Annotated in this window: 24 protein-coding genes (1 of these 24 running past the window's edge); 18 read left to right on the forward strand and 6 right to left on the reverse strand. The window is 63.2% G+C overall.

What is annotated here, in order from left to right:
- Positions 1–80 precede the first annotated feature (80 nt).
- From ACQB61_RS01655 to ACQB61_RS01685, 7 genes are all read left to right on the forward strand, one after another.
- Positions 81–866, forward strand: a complete 786-nt coding sequence (locus tag ACQB61_RS01655; protein WP_430511216.1) for a CobW family GTP-binding protein — start codon at positions 81–83, stop codon at positions 864–866.
- Positions 867–874: 8 nt separating this feature from the next.
- The gene (locus ACQB61_RS01660) at positions 875–1225 is read left to right on the forward strand and encodes a GTP-binding protein (RefSeq protein WP_430511217.1); all 351 of its coding nucleotides are present in this window, start codon (positions 875–877) and stop codon (positions 1223–1225) included.
- A 3-nt stretch (positions 1226–1228) separates the two neighbouring features.
- Entirely contained in the window at positions 1229–1501 is a 273-nt protein-coding gene (locus ACQB61_RS01665; RefSeq protein ID WP_430511218.1) for a nitrate reductase, read from the forward strand.
- A 90-nt stretch (positions 1502–1591) separates the two neighbouring features.
- On the forward strand, positions 1592–2092 hold the full coding sequence (locus ACQB61_RS01670; RefSeq protein WP_430511219.1) for a hypothetical protein: 501 nt from the start codon (positions 1592–1594) through the stop codon (positions 2090–2092).
- Between the two features lie 47 nt (positions 2093–2139).
- On the forward strand, positions 2140–4200 hold the full coding sequence (locus ACQB61_RS01675) for an ATP-binding protein (RefSeq protein WP_430511220.1): 2061 nt from the start codon (positions 2140–2142) through the stop codon (positions 4198–4200).
- Positions 4200–4460, forward strand: a complete 261-nt coding sequence (locus ACQB61_RS01680; protein ID WP_430511221.1) for a response regulator — start codon at positions 4200–4202, stop codon at positions 4458–4460. Before ACQB61_RS01675 ends, ACQB61_RS01680 begins: the two co-directional genes overlap by 1 nt.
- Before the next feature lie 85 nt (positions 4461–4545).
- Positions 4546–4887, forward strand: coding sequence for a winged helix-turn-helix domain-containing protein (locus ACQB61_RS01685; protein WP_430511222.1), 342 nt, complete (start codon positions 4546–4548; stop codon positions 4885–4887).
- A gap of 50 nt (positions 4888–4937) precedes the next feature.
- Here the strand turns inward: ACQB61_RS01685 and ACQB61_RS01690 are convergent, their stop codons facing one another.
- Positions 4938–5882, reverse strand: coding sequence for a GNAT family N-acetyltransferase (locus ACQB61_RS01690; RefSeq protein WP_430511223.1), 945 nt, complete (start codon positions 5880–5882; stop codon positions 4938–4940).
- A gap of 69 nt (positions 5883–5951) precedes the next feature.
- Entirely contained in the window at positions 5952–6908 is a 957-nt protein-coding gene (locus tag ACQB61_RS01695) for a GNAT family N-acetyltransferase (RefSeq protein ID WP_430511224.1), read from the reverse strand.
- Positions 6909–7170: 262 nt separating this feature from the next.
- Here ACQB61_RS01695 and ACQB61_RS01700 point away from each other — a divergent pair, with 262 nt between their 5' ends.
- Both ACQB61_RS01700 and ACQB61_RS01705 read left to right on the forward strand, forming a co-directional pair.
- Positions 7171–7626: an NHLP leader peptide family RiPP precursor gene (locus ACQB61_RS01700; protein WP_430511225.1), complete on the forward strand. Its 456-nt coding sequence runs from the start codon at positions 7171–7173 to the stop codon at positions 7624–7626.
- Positions 7574–7897, forward strand: a complete 324-nt coding sequence (locus ACQB61_RS01705) for an NHLP leader peptide family natural product precursor (protein ID WP_430511226.1) — start codon at positions 7574–7576, stop codon at positions 7895–7897. The genes ACQB61_RS01700 and ACQB61_RS01705 overlap by 53 nt, the downstream gene beginning before the upstream one ends.
- A gap of 57 nt (positions 7898–7954) precedes the next feature.
- Here the strand turns inward: ACQB61_RS01705 and ACQB61_RS01710 are convergent, their stop codons facing one another.
- Together ACQB61_RS01710 and ACQB61_RS01715 are read right to left on the reverse strand one after the other, a co-directional pair.
- Positions 7955–8263 carry a hypothetical protein gene (locus ACQB61_RS01710; RefSeq protein WP_430511227.1) on the reverse strand — a complete coding sequence of 103 codons (309 nt, stop codon included), beginning with the start codon at positions 8261–8263 and terminating at the stop codon, positions 7955–7957.
- A gap of 166 nt (positions 8264–8429) precedes the next feature.
- On the reverse strand, positions 8430–8978 hold the full coding sequence (locus ACQB61_RS01715; protein ID WP_430511228.1) for a hypothetical protein: 549 nt from the start codon (positions 8976–8978) through the stop codon (positions 8430–8432).
- Positions 8979–9447: 469 nt separating this feature from the next.
- On the opposite strand from ACQB61_RS01715, the gene ACQB61_RS01720 reads away from it, so the two are divergent.
- The 9 genes from ACQB61_RS01720 to ACQB61_RS01760 all read left to right on the forward strand — a co-directional run bounded on the left by ACQB61_RS01720 (position 9448) and on the right by ACQB61_RS01760 (position 19135).
- On the forward strand, positions 9448–9771 hold the full coding sequence (locus tag ACQB61_RS01720) for a hypothetical protein (RefSeq protein ID WP_430511229.1): 324 nt from the start codon (positions 9448–9450) through the stop codon (positions 9769–9771).
- Positions 9723–10565, forward strand: coding sequence for a TolC family protein (locus tag ACQB61_RS01725; protein ID WP_430511230.1), 843 nt, complete (start codon positions 9723–9725; stop codon positions 10563–10565). Before ACQB61_RS01720 ends, ACQB61_RS01725 begins: the two co-directional genes overlap by 49 nt.
- Positions 10562–10951 (forward strand): TolC family protein, encoded by a 390-nt coding sequence (locus tag ACQB61_RS01730; protein ID WP_430511231.1) that lies wholly within the window; start codon positions 10562–10564, stop codon positions 10949–10951. The genes ACQB61_RS01725 and ACQB61_RS01730 overlap by 4 nt, the downstream gene beginning before the upstream one ends.
- Positions 10952–10966: 15 nt before the next feature.
- On the forward strand, positions 10967–12271 hold the full coding sequence (locus tag ACQB61_RS01735) for an NHLP bacteriocin system secretion protein (RefSeq protein WP_430511232.1): 1305 nt from the start codon (positions 10967–10969) through the stop codon (positions 12269–12271).
- A gap of 8 nt (positions 12272–12279) precedes the next feature.
- The gene (locus ACQB61_RS01740; protein WP_430511233.1) at positions 12280–14454 is read left to right on the forward strand and encodes an NHLP family bacteriocin export ABC transporter peptidase/permease/ATPase subunit; all 2175 of its coding nucleotides are present in this window, start codon (positions 12280–12282) and stop codon (positions 14452–14454) included.
- A 7-nt stretch (positions 14455–14461) separates the two neighbouring features.
- Positions 14462–15802, forward strand: a complete 1341-nt coding sequence (locus ACQB61_RS01745) for a hypothetical protein (RefSeq protein ID WP_430511234.1) — start codon at positions 14462–14464, stop codon at positions 15800–15802.
- Entirely contained in the window at positions 15751–17157 is a 1407-nt protein-coding gene (locus ACQB61_RS01750) for an ATP-binding cassette domain-containing protein (RefSeq protein WP_430511235.1), read from the forward strand. Before ACQB61_RS01745 ends, ACQB61_RS01750 begins: the two co-directional genes overlap by 52 nt.
- A 17-nt stretch (positions 17158–17174) precedes the next feature.
- Positions 17175–17696 (forward strand): cyclic nucleotide-binding domain-containing protein, encoded by a 522-nt coding sequence (locus ACQB61_RS01755; protein ID WP_430511236.1) that lies wholly within the window; start codon positions 17175–17177, stop codon positions 17694–17696.
- 563 nt (positions 17697–18259) lie between these two features.
- Positions 18260–19135, forward strand: a complete 876-nt coding sequence (locus tag ACQB61_RS01760; RefSeq protein ID WP_430514259.1) for a LysR substrate-binding domain-containing protein — start codon at positions 18260–18262, stop codon at positions 19133–19135.
- 33 nt (positions 19136–19168) lie between these two features.
- Here ACQB61_RS01760 and ACQB61_RS01765 read toward each other — a convergent pair whose 3' ends face one another.
- Positions 19169–19945, reverse strand: a complete 777-nt coding sequence (locus tag ACQB61_RS01765) for an SDR family oxidoreductase (RefSeq protein ID WP_430511237.1) — start codon at positions 19943–19945, stop codon at positions 19169–19171.
- Positions 19945–20789: the 3' portion of a dihydrodipicolinate synthase family protein gene (locus tag ACQB61_RS01770; RefSeq protein ID WP_430511238.1), read on the reverse strand. It continues 79 nt past the right edge of the window; only the last 845 of its 924 coding nucleotides appear in the window; the start codon falls outside the window, past its right edge; the stop codon is at positions 19945–19947. Before ACQB61_RS01770 ends, ACQB61_RS01765 begins: the two co-directional genes overlap by 1 nt.

The raw sequence follows: 20789 nt of genomic DNA on the forward strand, positions 1-20789 counted from the left end.
CTCTAAGCGGTGTCCTGCCGGATTGCCTCAAGGCATGACGGGAGCAGGTGCAGTTGCCGGTGTGAGGAAATGGGGACGGAATGCCAAAGATCACGCAGAAAATCCCCGTTATTGTCCTCACCGGTTTTCTGGGTTCAGGTAAATCGACGCTCTTGCAGGAGCTGTTGAGCCGTGAGAACGGGCACGATACGGCGATCATCATCAACGAGTTCGGCGAAGTGCCGATTGATCATGACCTGGTCCGGGTGGGCCGGGGTGAGTTGATGCGCACGTCCACTGGCTGCCTCTGCTGCACGGCGGGCGCGGATGTTCGCGGAACCCTGTACGAGCTGTATGAAGCGGTGGAGAGCGGTGACGTGGCCCCGTTTTCCCGTGTCGTCATCGAAACCACGGGCCTTGCCGATCCGGCACCGCTGGTCAATCAGCTGGTGGCGGGTGCCATGCCTGCCATGGGCCTGCGCGATCATGTCGTGGCGCGGCATTTCGTGCTCGCCGGTGTCGTCACCACGGTGGACATCATCACCGGCGAGATCACGCTGGAGAACCATTTCGAGGCTGCCAAGCAGGTGGCCTTTGCCGACCGTATCGTCCTGACCAAGACCGATCTGGCGCAGGACCCGGCAAGCAAGTGCGATATCGCTCAGCTGGCAGAAGGCCTGCGCCAGCTGAACCCGGCTGCTGAACTCATTGACCGGCACGGGGAGGGCGTTGTTCTCGACAGTCTGTTCGTGCCGCGCAACTATCAACCGGCCAGTCTTGGCGAGGACGTGCTGGGGTGGCTTGCCATGGATCAGGCCGTCAGCGCCGAAGGGGGCAGGGGCATGCCCAAGGCAAGAGCGGCCTTTCCCGCCACGCTGCGCGGGTGAATAGCTTCGTGCTCACCTCCGATACGCCTTTTGCCGAGGCAAACTACAAGCGCTTCATGGATGTGCTGGTGAAGGCCGCCGGGCCGCGCCTTCTGCGCGTCAAGGGGCTGATCGCACTGGAAGGGGCTCCGGACAAGCCCCTGGTGATCCATGCGGTTCAGCATGCTGTCTTCCCAGCGGTCCAGCTGGAGGCCTGGCCGAGCGAGGACCATCGCGGACGGCTGGTGTTCATCACGGACGAGCTGGAGGAAAAGCCCGTCCGGGAGCTGTTTGAAGCGGTGCTTGTGGGCCGCCCTTCGGCCATGGAGCGTCTGCGCAATGCAATCGGGCTGGGGCCCAAACCAACACGGGACGCCTGATACATGACGGCATTCATCAATCCGCTCAAGCCGCGCTCACGCGGTATTCCGCAGAAGATCGCCGAGATCAAAGGCTGGGTCCGCACGGCCTTTGCGCTGGAAGAGGACGTAGCCGTCTCCTTGTCCGAACTGACGTGCCGGGATGAGGGCTGCCCGGATGTGGAAACGGTCATCGGCCTGTTGCGCGAAGGACATCCTATCGAGGTCCACCGTCTGCACATGCCGCTGACGGAGGTTAGTGAGGCGGATGTGCTGAAGCTGGCTGCTGGCAGTTAAGCTTCTGGCGTTTTTCGGGTTGACGTCGCGCGCGGGTCAATAAGGCGCTATGTCTTCGGGAAACCAAAGACCTGCGCAGGCCCGATTCTGATGAGCATGCAGCCCGCCCTGGACCTTCCTGCATCACGGCTGTTCAGCTGGACAGGCGAATTTCTCGATCGTGAGCGGGAGGAAGCCTATTGCAAGGCGTCGCTGCGCGAGACGCTCGGCTCGGCCAAGCTTTGCATTCTGGCCACGACCATTTCCAGCCTTGCCTTCATCCCGATGGATGTGATGATGCTGGACGAGCCGCGTTTGCTGTTTTTCCTGGGCATACGTGCGGTGCTGGCGGCGCTTTGCATCGCGGTGCTGTTCGGGCTCAACAAACAGGTCAGCCACCAGCGCGTCACCTGGCTGACCTATGCCCAGATTATTCCCTTCTTCTTTCTCAATGGCTTGATCTTCGACCATCCGGCACTGACCCGCCATGGTGGTTTGCTGCTGCCCCTGATCGCCATTTCCATGCCCATGTATCTGCCCGGCCGTTTCTGGATGGTGGCGCTGACGAGTGCCTATGCACCTCTGCTCAGTCTGTTGTTCTGGGGGTTCTGAGGCCTCAGCCCGAAACGCCGCTCGATCTGGCTTCCATCTTTCTGGCAGTGACCGTCGGCTATGTTGCCGGAAGCGTGGCACGGGTGCAGCTCAACCGCATGCGGCGGGAGGAATTCCTGCGCATCGATCGCGAGCGGCAGATCAACGAGGAGCTGCGGCAGGCCAAGGATGAGGCAGAGGCGGGTGCAAGGGTGAAGGCGGACTTCCTTGCCGTCATGAGCCATGAGATCCGTACACCGCTCAATGGGGTGCTCGGCATGGTTCGGCTGGCCCAGGCCGAGGATCTGCCGCCGGTTGCCCGCACGCGGCTGGAAATTCTACAGCAATCCGCCGAGGCTCTGGCCACCATTCTTGATGATGTGCTGGACCTGTCGAAACTGGAGACGGGAACGGCAGATCACGAAAATGTGCCCCTGGACCTGCATCAGATCCTCAAGGATGTTGTAACTCTGGTCAGTCCCAAGGCGCAGGAGAAGGGACTGTCCGTCCGCCTCGATTTCCATCCCGATGTGCCGCGCATGGTGACGGGGGATCCGGCAAGACTGCGCCAGATCTTGCTCAATCTGGCCGGCAATGCGGTGAAGTTCACCGAGCAGGGGCTGGTTACCATCACGGTGGATCTGCAAGGGGCGCTGCCCGGCGGGACGCAGGCAGGCGGCGGGGCCCTGCCGCTCCGCTTTTCTGTCCGGGATACCGGCATCGGTATTTCGGAGGAAGAGTTGCCGCGCCTGTTCCAGCCCTTTTCGCAAGCGGATGCCTCGATCCGCCGCCGCTATGGCGGCTCGGGCCTTGGCCTTGTCATTTGCAAACGTCTGGCGGAAGCCATGGGCGGAAGCGTCTCTGTCACCAGCATCAAGGGAGAGGGCAGCTGTTTCCAGCTGAACCTGCCCATGACGCAGGCGTCCGAGCGTGCGCTGGCGGCAGTTGAGGCAGAGCTGGCTGCAGGCGCCCGTGCCGGAAAGGTGCCGCTGCGCAGCCTGGCGATCCTGCTGGTGGAAGACAATCCGGTGAATCAGCTGGTTGCCTGCGGGTTGCTGGAACGTGAGGGTCATGTCTGCACTGTGGCAGACAGTGGCGAAGACGCCCTGAAACTGGTGCAGGTGCGCCCCTTCGATGTGGTGCTGATGGACCTGCAGATGCCGGGCATGGACGGGTATGAGACCTGCAGCGCCATCCGGGCGCTGGGTGGTGCCTTCCGCCAGCTGCCGGTTATCGCGCTCACGGCCAATGCGCTGCCGGAGGACCGCCGCCGGTCTCTGGAGGCGGGCATGGACGGGCATCTGGAAAAGCCGGTGCGTCCGGAACTGCTGAACGATATGCTGCACCGGGTCGCCAGCCGGCGGCAGGCACAGGAGCGGCCTGTGGCCGAACGGCGCCCGATGCGCCCGTTCAACATCCTTCCTGGTTCTGATCTTCTGATTGCAGGTGACGTTCCGCCAGGGCTTCCCGAGGAGCTTACCGGACTTGGCTACCGTGTATTCCCGCTGCCGGACGTGAAGGCTGCACAGCATATCCTGGCTGTCCGGGCCTTTCCGGTGATGATCCTGTTCCCGCGTCGTATGGGCGATGTTGCTGCAGCGCAGGAGCTTTGCGAGGGAGGGATGCGGCTTGTGACCTGCGCTTGTGGGCCTGCCGCGCTGGATGAGCTGCAGCGGCTTGGTGCAGAAGCAGTTTTCAACTGCGGCCGTGCGCAGGGCAAGCGTGTGCGGGACCTTGCGGAAGACCTTGGGCAGCTTCTGAGTGGCCCCGCGTCCTCCGGCGGGGCAGGGCATGAGGCGCCTGCTCCAGCCCAGCTGCTGGGGGAAGAGCGGCTTGCGCAACTCAAAATCTTGTTCCTTGAGAATTTGAAGGAGCAGCTTCAAGCTTTGCGTAAGGTTGAAGCTGGTAGCGTGGAGCTGCAGCGTATTGCACACCGCGTGAAGGGAAGCGCAGCGAACATGGGTTACACTGACCTTCAACATGCTGCAGGCCTGTTGTTGACACAGAATGCGGCGCCAGATAACGGCGCTATCGATAAGCTCTCAACCGCACTTCGCGCAGCGATTGATGAACTTGAAACGAATGCGGGGGCACAGGCAACTGATGCGCCCGGGAAAACAGCACACTGATGACTGCAACTGTACTCGTTGTTGAAGATGCACCTGAAAGCCGGGAGCTGATCTCGGGCTTCCTCACCGATAATGGCATGACCGTGATCACTGCGGGCAGTGGTGCGGATCTGCGGGCACGGTTGCAGGGATTGCAGCCTGATATCATCCTGCTGGACGTCAATCTACCGGATGAGGACGGCATCAATCTGGCCCGGCAGCTGCGCCTCGGTGAGCGGTTTGGTCTCATTTTCGTGACGGGCCGGGATTCTGGACGATGACATTCTGGCCGGGCTCGATGCGGGCGGGGATGACTATGTCACGAAGCCGATCAACCTGCGCACGCTGCTCGCCCGTATCCGCAGCGTGTTGCGCCGCTCGCGCGAACCGGTGATTACCTTTGACGGGTGGATTCTGGACGTTGTTCGCCGTGAGCTTTTCCGCCCCAATGGTCAGCTGGTCGAACTGACGGCCGGTGAGTTCAACATTCTGGTTGCGCTGGCCTCCCGCCAGATGCAGCCGCTGAGCCGGGACTTTCTGTTGGATGTGATCTCCAACCGTGACCCGCGTGACATCAGCGGCCATACGGTCGACAACCTGATTGCCCGCCTGCGTAAAAAGATGCAGCACGAGGGAAAAGATGCGCCGATCGTCACGATCCGTGGTGTCGGATACGCGCTGATGCCGTCCCAGAACAAGCCTGACTAAGGGGCAGGCGGGCCACTTTGCGTGGCTCCGCTTCTTTGCGGCAAGACGGCTCAGCCGAGTGTCTTGTGGCTCTCCAGAATGCTGTCGGCCCACATGGCATAGGGGCGGAAGCGGCGGTCGAGCAGGCGGCAGACTTTGGCGCCCTCAGTCGTTGTCGGTTGCAGGATGAGGCTCGACTGGGGGCCGCGTATCTCTTCCAGACGGGCAAGCAGCTCACCCATCCCGGCAATCAGAGCGCCATTCCAGCGAAGCGATGGTGACAGCCAGCCGCAGGGCAATGTCCAGCGTCCTGGCGCTGAATGATGCTGGGCCAGAAGCCAGCCCATAGGCTCTCCGCCAGCATCGAGAAGCACTTGCGAAACCTCCCGGTCAAGCCCCTCCTGCCATAGCTGCGGGTCCGCCCAGACGGGCAGAGCATTGCGGGCCGCAAGCCGGGTAATGGCGGCGGAAAAGCTTGCTTCCTGCCGCGTGTCAAGACTTGCCAGAGATCTCAGAACAAGGCCGCGGCGCTCTAGTTGCCGCATCAGCATTTCGTGCTGGGGCAGGGCATCGTGCCGCTCACCCACGTGAAAAGCCATGCGCAGCCGCGCCTTGGACGCTGGCAGCCAGCCAGAGGCGGTCAGCAGACCCGCAAAAGCCTCGCCCTGCGGCAGCCGTTCCGACCATTGGGTGGCAAGCCGGTCGCGCCCGTTTGCCTTCATTCTTGCGGCAAAGGCTTCCAGCAAGCGCAGGGCCAGATGCTGGCGGCGCAAGAGTGGCAGCACCATGACGGACAGAAGCTCCTGCTCGCCGGGCACCATGCTGCTGCGCCGGGACAGAAGCAGCCCTGCCGGAATGTCGCCCAGCCAAAGCCCGAGATGGCAATAGCGCTCCTGCTCAGCTCCGGTCAGCCCTTCGCGCAGCGATACGGAAAGGCCCTGCGCCGTCAGCGGAGCAAAGCGGGGCAGGTCGTCCGCCCTGCAAGGTCTGATCTCAACGGGCTCCGTCAGATGCATCGATGGGGGCCTGGCTGGTGTCGGGGACATTCGTTTGCTCGCAATGGTGTTGCAAGGAGGGCTGAGCGTTCAGTCTGTGCTGAAGATGTACTCGCTTTCGAAGAGGTAGTCGTTGGAAGCCGCGTGGCTGCCGAAGTGCTTGTCGAGCATCTGCTCCATGCCGCCGGGCACGTCGGCGGGCGGCTGGCAGATGAGAATGGTGTCGGGCCCGGCTTCTTCCTCCAACACCTGCAGCAGCCGCGCGATGGCGCCCAGAAGCCAGCCTTGCTGGACACGTTCGCGTACGACCCAGCCCTGCGGAATGTACCAGCGCCGGAAGGCAGATTGCTGGATGCACACAAGCCAGCCTTGAACTGCGCCTGTTTCGTCAAAGAGGATCTGGCTTAGTCCTGCACCTTCGCCTTGCGCCCAGTAGGCCGGGTTGGACCATTCCGGCGCGCGTCCCTGCGCAATCAGGTCCTGCCCCTCCTGCACAAACTGCTGGCGGAGGTCGCCGGTCAGACTGTCAAGGCGGGCACAGCGCAGCCCTTTCGCTTCCAGCCTTGTCAGAATGCGGTCGCGCCGGGGAAAGCCTTTCGGCCAGTCGCCAATGCGCCAGGACATGCGGTGGCGCGAGATTTCGGGCTGGCCCCATCCAGATGAGGCAAGCAGCCGGGCAAATTCGGCGGCGCGCGGCAAGCGGCTGGACCAGCGGGCATAGATGCCGCGCCGCCCACCTCTGTGCAGGGTCTGACACAGCCGGGACAGCAGCATCATTGCGATGCCACGGCCACGCCATTTCGGAGCAACCATGATGGAGGAGAGTTCCTGCAGGCCGTCTTCGCCTGCACAGGAAAGGACCAGTCCGGCGGGCTCGCCGCCGATGAAGGCGGCAAGGCGCAGTACACGCATGTCTTCGGTGGGCGTGGCCAGCATCCATTGCAGGGCGCCTGCCGTCAGTGCGGCAAGGGCCGGTGCATCTTCGGGGCTGGTTTCCCGGATCTGCGGCACCTGTGTGCCGGGATACTCTGTCGTCACGGTGTCCATTCGGGGCCTGCTGCCATATACCGGCCGCCGCGCGGCAGCCTAGCTCGTCTGCCTTCTTACTAACGCAGGCGCGGCGGTTTGTTTTGGCACTTTTGAGGTCCAATCCGTCTCGGCCCCGCCCCTCGCGCCTATAACGGTCCTCAGATGATTTCTGCAGTCTGGGAGGCTCCTGAGTGCCTGCAAGCCCAGCATGCAGGATGACTGGCGTGGCTTGCCAGGCTGGCTGGCCCTGATTGTTTTCCAAGACAGAGGCGGAGTGAAAATGTCCCATGTTCCCGATCCCATGACGCAGGCCCGTCAGCATATCGAGCGCGCACTGATCGAGACGGCGCAGTCCGATGAGGCCTTCCGCAAGCTGTTGCTGCAGGACCCGCGCGCGGCGCTGAAGCAGCTGATCGGCGTTGATCCGATCCCCGGTTTCAAGATCCGTGTGCTGGAAGAAGTGCCAGGCGAAGTGGTTCTGGTGCTGCCGCGTGCCATCGCTCAGGACGAGCTGCCGGATGAAATCCTCGACTACGCGGCGGGCGGCGCCGAGGGCAATCCCTGCCCGGATCCGCGTGGGGGCGCGTGGCACCATCGTCAAGATCATTCGCGATTCCGGCAAATGACGAACGCTTTTCCCAGGTCCGTGACAGGGGGTAACTACCATGCAGGTTCAGGATCAGATGTCCGAGGTGAAGAGCCAGCTACAGGCCATTGCCGCAGCCAAGGCGGATGAAGATGCGTCGTTCCGCGAGGCGCTGACGGCCGATCCGGCGGCTGCGCTTGGCAAGCTGCTCGGTGTAGACGGTTTCGGCGGGCTTTCGATCCGGGTGATCGAGGAGAAAGCCGGAGAGGCTATCCTCGTGCTTCCGCCTGCGGTGGATGATGGGGCGCTAACCGATGATCAGCTGGCACGGGTTTCGGCTGGCAGGGGTGTTTCCGACAATCTGGCGTCTTTGCTGGCCGTGCTGAATGCTTTTGTCCGGTTTCAATCCGTCCGCCCCTGAGGGGCAGCAGAACACAAGGCGCCTGCCAACCGGTGGGCGCCTTTTGCATTTCCCGGATCAGTCAGTTGCCAGCAGGTAAGAGAAGTTGCCTGTCAGCCAGCTGTCCATCGCGTCCCAGGCACTTTGCCGGACTTCGATATCGCGGCCGCCGCGCGCATGCAGCTGTACGAGGCCCAGCGTTTCGGCCTGTTCCATCAGCAGGCGGGCGTGGGTCCTGGAGATGCCTGCATGCTCCGAGATGGATTCATAGCCCATCTGTATGCGGCTGCTGCCGGTTTGGGCGGCCTCATGCAGCAGCATCAGAAGTGTCAGGTATCCGCCGTCCCGCTCTGCCAGTGCGGAAATGGAACGGTGCTGCATCCGCATGCCGAAGTAGTCCTGCAGCAGGGGGCAAAGCTCCGGCGCCAGTTACGGTGGCCTGCCGTTGCCGGGGCGATGCTGCGCTCGGACCAGGCTGGCGCCATCGGGTCGGCATGCTGGTGCTGGGCGCCACTCATGCTTCCGCCTGTCTCGCCGGTATGGCTGAGACGGGCTAGAAGCTGGCTGGCGGCTGCCGATTGATCCCCCTCATCGGGCTGCAAGCAAAGGGGGACAGATGCATTCCCGTGAACAGAGCATCAGCGGACCACATGCGCGCCGTTGGCATCAGGATGCTGATCCGCAGATCCTCTTCCGCTTTCCGCCGCTCGATGAAGCCATAGCGCTCGAAGATGGCCACCAGAGCCTCGATCCGGTTGCGGCTGGTCAGGCCCGATGAGGAGAGGCGTGCTTGAAGGCGCCCGAGTGTCAGCCAGGTTTCGCGGTTCTCCGGGTTTTGTGCTGCACTCAGACACAGGATGGCCTGAAAGACCATGAAGCGGCCTTCTTCCAGCATCAGCCTTGCGAGAAGATAGTCACCACGAAAGAGGGATACGAGGTTCTGCACAACGGCGTCGCGGACTGGTGGCGTTATGGTCTGCTGTCCGGCGTTGAGGATCTCAGTGGCTGCAGCGCTCTGGGGCTCTGCACCCTCCCACAGGCATCCAGCCGTGGCACTGAGCGTGCCCGGAACAGGGTGCTTGAGAGGGGCTGCAGCATTCATCAGGTGATCTCCAGACCGGCATCCGCTGAGAAGCGTTTTGAAACTGGGCAAAGGCTTCTACGATCGCACGTACTCTGTCCGATATTGATACCATGTAATTCGATGTGCTGTAGTAGTGGAATATCAATGGCTGTTGATGCTTCAGATGCATGAGGTTCTGCTATGTATGTTTATTCTCATCTCCGATGTATTTGTTTTGTTGCTGAGTATTTTTTGTTTGTTTTTGCTTAATTATCAGATGATTTTTCGCATCCTTTAATAGTTCTCTGGTTCGATTTTCGGTGTGTATTGTGCGCCGCCGGGATTGCCAGTGCCCCGCCGTTGGTGCTGGATGCGGCTGGCGTTTTTTGGGTGCTTTCGGGGTTGCTCCGCCGCCGGGTGTTACGTGTTTGGGGAATGTGGGGCTGGTATGTGGCGTATCGGGCGGCTTGGAGTGTTGCGTAACGGGACTTTACTCCCGCTTGCCGGGGTGAGGCGCGCCGGGGCCGTCGGGCTTCTGGGAGCGCTGCTGTCCGGCTGCGCGCTTGTTGGCAATCCGCTGGTCCCGGCCGATGACTTTGCGCCGGTTATGCCATCCGCCTATATCCATCAAGACCCGCGAAGCGAGGCATTGATGCGTGCGCCGGTTGCTGCGCCTGCATTCTGGGCAGCCTTTGGCTCGCCGGAGCTTGCCGCGCTCGTCTCCCGGGCGGAGGAGGGGAGCAAGGATATCGCAGCCGCGATTGCCCGCGTCCGTCAGGCAGAATGGGGGCGTTGCAGGCCGGTACGGGGCTTTTGCCAACAGGCGCGCTGAGCGGGACAAGCACCACATTCCGGTCCTCTGCCACGGCGGCGGGGCTGGAAAGCGGGCGCCTGCCACAGCAGCAGCTGCGCCGTGCAGGCCTGTCCGCCTCCTGGGAACTGGACTTCTGGGGCAAGAATGCAGCGCTTTACTCCGCCGCTGCCCGCCGTGAAGAGGCGGGTGTGTTCGCGCTCGCCGCGACACGTCTGGCTGTGACGGCGGAAACAGCACAGACCTATGTGACGGTACTTTCCCTTCGTGACCGGCTGGCGATTGCCCGGCAGAACCTTACCCTTGCCCGTAAGGTGATGGACAGCATCCGCGAGCGGGTGGAGGCGGGCTCGGCCACACAGGTGACGCTGGCCCAGCAGGAAACCGTGGTGCGCCAGCAGGAGGCTGCGATCGTCAGCCTTAGAAGGTCGCTGTCGCAGTCGGAGCTGTCGCTGGCGCTTCTGGTGGGCGCCCGGCCAGGCGATGTCAGCCTGGGCAAGGGCGGGCTGAAAGGCCTGAAACTGCCGCCGCTGACCGCCGGCCTGCCCTCTGATGTGCTGAGCCGGCGGCCGGATGTGCGCCAGGCTGAGGCGCAGATTCTGGCGGCCTCGCAGGATGTGGGTGCTGCGCGGGCGGCGATGCTGCCCAGCCTGAGTTTCTCGCTGCAGCGCGGCTTCGAGAGCTTGACCACGAGCACGCTGATTTCCCCTGCATCCGGGGTTGCCAACTTCACCAGCCAGCTGACCCAGCCGCTCTTCGATGCGCCGCGGCTGGCGGCGCAGATGAAGGGGCCGAAGCCCGGCGCGAGGAAATGATCGCCACCTATGAGCAGGCTGTTCTCTCCTCGCTGTCTGACGTGGAGAAGGCGCTGGTGGCGCTGAATACGAGCGGGGAGGAACTGGCGATTGCCGGAAAGGCCGTGGCTGCGGCGCGCCGGGCCTATGAGCTGACACAGGAGCAGCTGGAGGCCGGGCAGGTGGATATGACGACGGTGCTGAACACCCAGCGGGAGTATTTCTCTGCCGCTGACAGTCTGGAACAGCTGCGCCTTGCGCGCTTCCAGGCCGCTATCGCGCTTTACCGGGCGCTGGGCGGGGGATGGTCGCCGGAAGATGCGAGGCTGCTGATGCAGCCAAAGGAAATGCCGTCCACAAGCGGAACGAAAACCGTAGCCGCCGCAAGTGCGGCCGTGGCGCAGTAAGAGAAGGCAAGGGCAATGTCATCGCAACCGAGCCCGGCGCCGCAGGACGGCGCGTCCAATCAGGCAACCCGGCTGTTCCGGCAGGCCGCCCTGGACCGGCTTTCTTCTCCCGAGCAGCTGGATCAGCTGATCTCACTTACGCGTCCGCGTGACCTTCTGGCCATGCTGACGCTTTTTGCCCTCATTGCGCTGGCGGTTGGCTGGTCGATCCTTGGCCGTGTGCCGGAGCGGGTGAAAGGGTCGGGCATCCTCATCACTACGGGCGGACGTGTTGTTGATGCGGTGGCGACCGGAGACGGCACGCTGACGGATATTCTTGTGGAGGTTGGTGGCGCCGTGAAGCAGGGGCAGGTGGTGGCACGGGTGATCCAGCCCGCCCTGCGCCAGCAGCTCGATAACATCAACGCAGTGATCGCGGAGCGCCGGGCGCTTCTGGAGGAGCTGAAGGGGCAGGTCGCTGAGCGCACCCGCGCTGCCGATGAAACGCAGGTTGCGCGCGTCAACGCACTGAACATGCGCGTCAGCGATGCACAGGAGCGGGTGCGCGTGCTGGATGAGCAGGAGAAGCGCGATACGGCGCTGTTCGACCGCCGCCTCATTACATGGCAGCAGCTGCTGGAAACCCGCAGGGCGTTGGCCGAAGCGCGGCAGAGCGAATTGGAAGCGCGCAGTCAGATCTCGCAGGTGGAAAGTGACGCCATCGTGCAGCGCAATTCCAACGACCGGGATATCCGCTCCTCCGAGGAGCGGCTGGCTGATGCCGAGCGGCAGAAGGCCGAACTGGAAATCCAGTTGCGCCAGCAGGAAACCATCACCAGCCCGGCAAATGGCCGCGTGGTGGAGTGGAAGGCCGTGCCCGGCACCCGCATTGCGCCGGGACAGGCGCTGATGAGCATCGAGAGCGGGGCGGCCGGACTGGAGCTTCTGCTTTATCTGCCGCCCAATGATGGAAAGCGCGTGGTCTCCGGCATGCCGGTGCAGATCGCCCCGTCCACGGTGCGGCGCGAGGAATATGGCATGATGGAGGGTACGGTGGCGGCGGTTTCCGACTTCCCCACCACCGCACAGGCAATGCAGGCTATCCTGCGCAATGACCAGCTGGTGCAGAGCTTCTCGTCCAAGGGCGCGCCCTTTGCCGCTCGGGTGCTGCTGACGCCGGATGCCAATACGCCGAGCGGCTTTGCCTGGAGCGGCGGTTCGGGGCCTGAGCAGCAGTTCAGCAGCGGCTCATTGGCCGAGGCGGAAGTGACCGTCGCCTGGCGCCGCCCGATCAGCTATGTCATTCCCTGGCTGCGCAAGGTCTCGGGGCTGGCAGGGTGAGCGGCCAGATGAGCACGGACAAGCCCTCCAGACCCGCAAAGCGCCGCCGGAAGGCCACTCCCTCCATCCTGCAGATGGAGGCGGTGGAATGCGGCGCGGCCAGCCTTGCCATGATCCTGGCTCACCATGGCGCCTGGATCCCGCTGGAACAACTGCGCGTTGCCTGCGGCGTTTCACGCGATGGCTCCAAGGCCAGCAGCCTGCTGAAGGCCGCCCGGCAATATGGTTTCACCGCCAAGGGCTTCCGCAAGGAACCCGAGACGCTGACCGATCTGCCCTGGCCCGCCATCCTGCACTGGAACTTCAACCACTATGTGGTTTTTGAGGGCATGACGGACACCCATGCCTATATCAACGATCCTGCGCTGGGCCCGCGTGTGATCACCCGCGAGGAGCTGAGCGAAGCGTTCACCGGTGTTGTGCTGACCTTCGAGAAGACGGACGCCTTCCGCAAGACGCGCAAGCCCGAGGGGCTGCTGTCCGCCTTCCGCGCCCGCGTCTCGTCGTCTCATGGGGCGTTGTGGCTGATCGGGCTTCTCAGTCTTGCGCTCGTCATCCCCGGCGTGGTGCTGCCTGTCTTTGCCAAGATTTTCGTCGATGGCATCCTGATGCAGCAGCAGGAGCATCTGACACGTCCGCTGCTGATCGCGCTGGGTCTTACAGCCTTGATTAAGACCGGCCTCACCTGGCTGCGCTCGTCGCTGATCCTGCGGCTGCGCACCAAACTGACGATTTCCGGTGCTGGTGCTTTCATCTGGCGGGTGCTGCATCTGCCCATGTCCTTCTTCTCCCAGCGCAGCGCCGGTGAGATTGCCTCCCGCGTTGAGGCAAGCGAACGGGTGGCAGAGGTGATCTCCGCCGATATGGCCAATGCGGTGCTGAACTGGGGCACGCTGGCCTTCTTTGCCGTGGTGCTGCTGGGCTATGATCCGGTACTGGGTGCATTGACCATTGCCCTCAGCCTGCCGAACCTTGTGGTGCTGCGTGTCGTGCAGGAGCGGCTGAAGCAGTCTTCCATCCGCCTTGCCGTGGAGCATGGCAAACTGGGCGGCACCACGGTTGGCCTCATCTACAACATTGAGACCATCAAGGCTTCGGGCCTTGAAACCTCGTCCTTCGGGCGCTGGGCCGGCATCCATGCAAGGTTGCTCAATGCTGTGCAGGAATCCGGCTCGCGGGCGCTGATCACGTCGCTGGCCCCGGCGCTGCTCACCGGTCTGGTGGATGTGGCCATTCTGGGCGCAGGCGCCTTTCGCGTGATGCAGGGGGCGATGACGCTGGGCGATCTCGTTGCTTTCCAGCTTCTGGCCGCCAGTTTCTCCGCACCTCTTGTCAGCCTGGTTGCCCTGTCGCCGAAGCTTGCCAACATCCGGGCCGATCTCAACCGCGTCGATGACGCCATGCGCAATCAGCCGGACCCGCTGACGCAGAGCCCTGCCGGGGGCACATCGCGGTTGATGAGCGGTACGCTGGAAGTGGACGCGATCCGCTATGGTTACAATCCGCTGGATGAGCCGCTGTTCGAGTGCATCTCCCTGTCCGCCCGTCCGGGCGAACGTATTGCTCTTGTCGGCCGTTCGGGCTGCGGCAAGTCCACGCTGGGGCGGTTGATCTGCGGTCTTGTGGCGCCTTGGGAAGGGGAAATCCGCCTGGATGGTACGCCGCTTTCCCAGATGGATCAGTTCCAGCGTGCGGCGAACATCGCCTATGTGGATCAGGACATCTTCCTCTTTGAAGGTACGGTGCGCGAGAACCTGACGCTCTGGAACCCGGATGTGCCGGATGATGCCATCACCCGGGCGCTGGAGGATGCCGCGATGCTGGATGACATCGTGTCCCGTCCCGGTGAGCTTGATGCCCATGTGGAGGAAGGAGGCCGCAACTTCTCCGGCGGCCAGCGCCAGCGGCTGGAACTCGCCCGCGCCCTGGTCGGTGATCCGGCCATTCTGGTGATGGATGAGGCGACCGCCGCGCTCGATCCGCAGACGGAGAAGGCCATTGATGACAACCTGCGCCGCCGCGGCTGCACCTGCATCATCATTGCCCACCGGCTCAGCACCGTGCGTGACTGTTCGGAGATCATCGTGATGGAGCGCGGCGAAATCGTCGAGCGTGGCACACACGATAGCCTGATGGCCGCAAATGGTGCCTATGCGGATCTCATTCAGACGGGAGCGCAGTGAGGCGGACATGACACAAGGCTCCCATCCCGGTCTGACTTCTGGTGCTTATCTGCCCTCTGGCAGCGCCCATCCGCATGTGCTTGATGATCCAGCCCAGTGGCTTATCGTTGAGCGTGGCTATCTCGATGTATTCGCCGTTTTCGGTGCGCCGCTGGAAGGCCGCCGGCTGTTCCTGTTCCGGCTGGAAGAATGCGGTTTCGCACGCGGCATTTCCGCCGCTGCGCTGAGCGATGGCCGCAGCCTGACCCTTGTTGGCGTTGGTGGCGCGGACAGCGCCCTGCGCCGCTGTGCCCCCGGCGAGCCTGTGAGTGCGGAAGCGGTGCAGCGCTGGCAAGACGTGCTGGCTCAAGCTGCTGATCTGCCTCCGGCGCCTGGTGATGCCGAAGAAGGGAGTGAACGCAGCGACGCTGTGCTGCTGCTCGCGCTGGCCAACGGTCTTGCCGAACGCGAAGCCTTGCGCAGCCAGCATGACTGGCGCAGCGAAAGGCGCAAGCTGGGTGAAGCGCGCAAGACGCAGGCTCTCTCGGAACTCGCATCAGCCGCTGCCGGGCATACAATCGAAACGGCCGTGACCCCGGCTGTGACTGACGACCCTGATCCGTTGCGCTCCAGCCTGTTGCGCATCTTTGGCGCCCTCAAGGTTGCGCCGAAGCTGGAGGCCTTCGAGACGCCGGGCGGGTTGGAAGAGGGGCGAAACCGCCTCGACATCATTGTCTCGCGCCACCAGATGACCCGGCGCACCGTGCTGCTGCGGCCCGGCTGGACGCTGCTGCCCGGCCTGCCGCTGATCGGCTTCATGGGCGAAGAACGCCGCCCCGTGGCGCTGCTGTTCCGCAAGGGTCGCTGGCACGTGCATGATGGCCAGCGCGTGACGCCGATTGCAAGCGACGGCACGGAAGGCAGTGGCACGACCGGCCTTGCGGCGGATGCAGTGCAAATCTATCCCGCGTTGCCTGCCGGATCGCTGCGTTTCCGTGATCTCTTTGCCTTCGGCTTCGCCTGTCTCGGGGCGGACCGGCTGCGGCTGGTGCTGCTGATGCTGGCCGCCGCCATTTTGGCAACGCTGGTGCCCTATGGCTCCCGCTTCCTTGTCAGTGATGCCATCCCCTATGCCAATCTCAATCTCACCGGTGTGATCATCGGCGGGCTTCTGGCGGCGGCGTTGGCCCGCGCGGTGTTTGATGCGGGCAAGGGGCTGACAATGCTCCGCTCGGAACTGGGCTTTGAAAGCCGGCTGCAACCGGCGATGCTGTTGCGCCTTCTGCGCCTGCCCCCGCCTTCTTCCGCCGCTATGCCGTGGGTGACATTTCCGACCGTGTGCTGGGCATTCAGGCAGCGCGTGAGGTGATTACGTCCAGCTTCACCAGTGCGGCAGCGAGCAGCGTGTTCTCCATCATCAGCCTGGTGCCTATCCTCACAGTGGACAAAAGGCTGGCTCTGATCGTGCTTCTGCTGGCGGTGGTCATCGGGCTCATCAACGTGGCCATCAGCTACCGTGCACTTATTCACGAGCGCCAGCGCATGGCGCTGAAGGGGCGGATCGAGAGCTTTGTGGTGCAGATGCTGATGGGCATCACCAAGCTCAAGGCCTCCGCCAGCGAGGCGATGGGCTTTGGCCGCTGGTCAGGCCTGTTCTCGCAGAACATGCGCCATGCCGTGAAAGCCGGGCGCTGGACCAATCTGCAGGGCGCATCCGATGCGCTCCTGCCGCAACTGGCGACCATCGTGCTCTATGCCATGATCCTGTATTTTCTGAAGGCGGACATGGAAAAGGCCGCCAGCGGCGGCAATGCGGGCAAGGGCTTCTCGCTGGCCGATTTCATCACCGTCTCGACGGCCTTTGCCCAGGTTCTGGGCGGTATATCTGCATTGGCCGGGGCGCTGATCCAGTCGCTGTCAGCCGTTCCGCTGATCGAGCGCGCCGGGCCGATCATCGAGGCCGTACCGGATGCGCCGCCGCCGGAAAGCCGCCCGGTGAAACTGTCTGGCGCTATCGATATCCGCAATGTCTCCTTCCGCTATTCGGAGAAAGCCCCGCTTGCCCTCAACGAGCTGAGCGTGCGCATCGGCAAGGGCGAGTTCGTTGCCGTCGTCGGCGCATCCGGTTCCGGCAAGTCCACGCTGCTGCGCCTGCTGCTCGGTTTCGACCGGCCGGAGCTGGGCGACATTTTCTTCGATGGCCATTCCCTCAGCCGTCTGGATCTGGCGCAGGTGCGCCGCCAGATCGGCGTGGTGCTGCAGCATGGCCGCATCATGGCCGGCAGCATTCATGACAATATCGCCGGCGAAAGCGGCCTTGGCATGGATGCCTCGCTGGAGGCCGCGAAGATGGTTGGTCTCGACAAGGACATCGAGCAGATGCCCATGGGCCTGCATACGGTGATGCTGGATGGCGGCGGCACGCTGTCGGGCGGCCAGCGCCAGCGCATTCTTCTTGCGCGGGCGCTGATCAGCAAGCCGGCGGTGCTGTTCCTCGATGAGGCGACAAGCGCCCTCGACAACCGCACGCAGGCCATCGTCACCGAAACCCTGCAGCGGCTGCCAGTGACCAGGCTCGTCATCGCCCACCGGCTCAGCACCATTGAGAGCGTTGACCGCATCATCATGCTCGACAAGGGGCGTGTGGTGGAGACGGGAAGCTACAGCGAACTCATGGCACTTGATGGACATTTTGCGGCGCATGCCCGCCGCCAGCTGGTTTGAACTGAGGACGGATTTTCATGCGCAAGGTTCTTTACATACTGGGTCAGCTGGATGACGCGGACATTGCCTGGATGGCCCAGACCGGTGAACGGCGGACGTTGGCCGCAGGCGCCATACTCATTCAGGAGGGGCGGGCCACGGCCGATCTCTTCATCGTGCTGGACGGGCAGGTGGATGTGCAGGTGACCGGTGTCGGCACCGTCGCCAGCCTGTCGAGCGGCGAAATCCTGGGCGAAATGTCCTTCGTCGACAAGGCTCCGCCCTCGGCAACCGTTGTTGCCGCACGTGACACTCGCGTTCTGGCGCTGGAAAAGCGCCGGATCGAGCAGCGGCTGGAAGAAAACCCGGCCTTTGCAGCCCGTTTCTACAAGGCGCTGGCCGTGTTTCTGGCCGACCGTCTGCGCACCACGACCTTGCGCGGCAAGGGCGGCAGCGGGCAGGCCGAGGACGAGCTGGATGACATGGTGCTGGACGGGGTCTCGATGGCCGGGCTCCGCTTCCAGCACCTTCTGGAAATCCTGAATGGCGGCAATGGCTGACGCAAGCCTTTGTCCTGTTGAGGTGTAAGGCCGTGCAGAGGTGGGTCTGCACGGCCTTTTTTGTCTGGGATGGTGTTGGAAGGGATTGGTGTTTCGTTTCAATGCTTTCAGGAGAGCGGCCTTGGGAGCTTCACAAGGCGGATTCCTTCTAACAGCCCCCAGCAGGAAGGCCGGGATGGCGCAGTGAAGGGGTTTGCCTGGAAGCCGTGTGGGGCGCTGCTAGAAAACTCCCACTTTTAGACAGCTTCAGCCAGTTCACCGTCCGCGCCGTCCGTTCTTTCCATCAGTCAGGCCTATGTCTTTCTGCAGGTGCTCCGGCAAGGCATCCTTGTGGGGAACCCAGACTCTATGCTGGTCTTCCAGCCTTGCAGATGTGGCGGCCTCCTGTGCGGAAGAGGCCGCCAGAAGCTTGAGAACAAGGCGTAAAATGAGGTTGCCTGCGCTGCCATGGAGCGTCATTTCGATTCATGTCCCGGTTGAAGTTGCCCGCACCATAGGTTTGATGCATTCTCCCAATCCAATTAAAGTTCACGCAGTTATCATAAGGCCAGCTTGTGTCAGACCTGCCTCCTCTGGCAGCGCTTCGCGTTTTTGAAGCTGCCGCCCGCCATTGCAATTTCACCCGTGCCGCCGAAGAACTGGGTATGACGCAAGCTGCCGTCAGCTATCAGATCAAGCTGCTGGAGGAGCGTTCCGGCGGCCCTCTCTTCCTGAGGAAATCCCGCCAGGTGGAGTTGACGGAGCTGGGCCGCCGCCTCGCCGGGCCGGTGACGGAAGCCTTTGATCTCATCCGGGGCGCGTTCTCCAATATCCGGCAGGAAGCGCAAGGCGTGCTGGTGATCAACTGCGGCCCCACATTTGCCGCCCGGTGGCTGGCCCAGCGGATCGGCACCTTTCAGCTCCAGCATCCAGAGCTTGCCGTCCGGTTTGACGTGTCAAATCATCAGGTGGATTTCGCCCGGGAGGCCGTGGATGTGACCATCCGTGCAGGGCTTGGCAACTGGCCGGGGCTGGCGGCGCATCTGATCAAGCCCGCGCCTTTCACCCCCATGCTCAGCCCAAACCTTGCTGCCTCCATCGGCGGTGTCCGGGAACCGGCGGACCTTCTGAAGCTCAAGATCATCGATCCGAGCGATCCCTGGTGGCAGGTCTGGTTCCGTGCGGTTGGCTATGATGCGGCCGGCATTGATGCGCGCTCGCGCTCGCAGATGGGCGCACAGGTGCTAGAGGCACAGGCAGCCGTGGCAGGGCAAGGTGTTGCCATTCTCACGCCGGACTTCTACCGGGAAGAGCTGGAGCGGGGGCTGCTTGTGCAGCCCTTCGATCTGGTGGCCAGCAATGGTGAGGGCTACTGGCTGGTCTATCCTGAAAGCAGGCGAACCAACCGCAAGATCCGCGCTTTTCGTGACTGGATTGTCAAGGTCGCTGGAGAAGCGTGACCGGAACAGCTTTTCCGGTCACGTTCCGGTTTATCAATGGCTGCGGGTGGCCCCGCCATCCACGCGGATCAGCGAGCCAGTGACATAGGACGCCCGATCCGAGGCGAGGAAAGCCACCATGGCGGCAAACTCGTCCGGGCGGCCATAACGGCCAACCGGGATGGCTTCCGCCGAAGCGCGTGCCACCGCTTCCACGGGCTGGCCGGTGCGCTTGGCTGCGGCTGCATCCAGTTCCTCAAGCCGTGTCGTCAGAATACGGCCCGGCAGAACCACGTTGACAGTCACCCCGTCGCGGGCAACTTCCGAGGCCAGCGTCTTCGACCAGCCGGTGACGGCAGCGCGGATGCCATTGGAAAGGGCGAGGTTGGCAATCGGCTGTTCGACGCCGGAAGAGGCGATGGTGATGACGCGGCCCCAGCCCTTCTTCTGCATCTGAGGCACCAGACGGCCTGACAGATGGAAGAGGTTGGCGGCCATCGCTTCGAAGTGCTGGATCCACAGGCTGCGGTCCATGGTCAGAGCCGGGCCGGGAGGAGGGCCGCCAATGTTGTTGACGAGAACATCAACGCCGCCCTCCGCCAGCAGTTTGTCCAGTGCTGCGTCAATGGCAGAGAGATCTGTAAGATCCAGCTTCAGCGGGGTGACCTGCGCGCCCGGGATATCACGCGCCCAAGCCTCGATGGCTTCGCTGGTCCGGGCTGCGGCGATGACATGAGCGCCTTCCCGGGCGAGCTCTTCGGCAATCGCACGGCCAAGGCCACGGCTTGCGCCCAAAACCAGGGCGCGCTTGCCCTTCAGTCCAAGTTCCATCAGTTCAACTCCTTCAGACGCTTTTCAAGGCGGGCCATCAGCCGGTCCACTTCCGCACGGGACAGGGGATCGAGTGGCGCGCCGGGTTTGCGCAGGGCGGGGCTTGCCAGGATGCCGCGCCGGTACATGATGTATTTGCGTATGGCGAGACCGGCGCCGGGCTGCTGTTCCATCCGGGCAAGTGGCAGATAGGCATCGAACAGATCCCGCGCCCGCTCCATATCACCCTTGCGGTGGTTCTCAACGACGCTCGCCATCATCTCCGGATAGGCAAAGCCGGTCATGGCGCCATCGGCTCCCCGTTCCATCTCCTCCGGCAGGAAGACGCCGCCATTGCCGCACAGAATAGAGATGCGCCGGTTCAGCGTGCCTTCCTTCCGCAAAGCAGTGATCTTGGCCAGTCCCGGCCAGTCCTCGTGCTTCAGGCAGACGGCGGTGGGCAGGGCATTGAAGATGCGGGCGAGGGCTGGAACGGAGATCTGAACGCCCGTGACCAGCGGGAAATCCTGCAGCACGAAGGGCGTATCTCCGAGGAACTCGGCCACCTGCGTATAATAGGTGACGATCTGGTCGTCGGTGCGCAGCGAGCCGGGAGGGGCAACCATGACACCGGCGGCGCCCATATCCATGACGCGGGCGGTGAGGTCCTGCATCTGCGCAAAGCCGGGGGCGGAGGCGCCGACCACGATGGGCACCTTGCCATCCACCCGCTTCAATATATGGCGCACGATGGACGCGGACTCGTCCGAAGTCAGCTTCGGCGCTTCGCCCATGATGCCGAGAAGCGTCAATCCGGTGGCGCCTGCATTCAGATAGTGATCGACCATCCGGTCGCAGCTGTCGA

Origin of the sequence: Pannonibacter phragmitetus (assembly GCF_050510895.1) — a bacterium.
Taxonomy (GTDB): Bacteria; Pseudomonadota; Alphaproteobacteria; order Rhizobiales; family Stappiaceae; genus Pannonibacter; species Pannonibacter phragmitetus_B.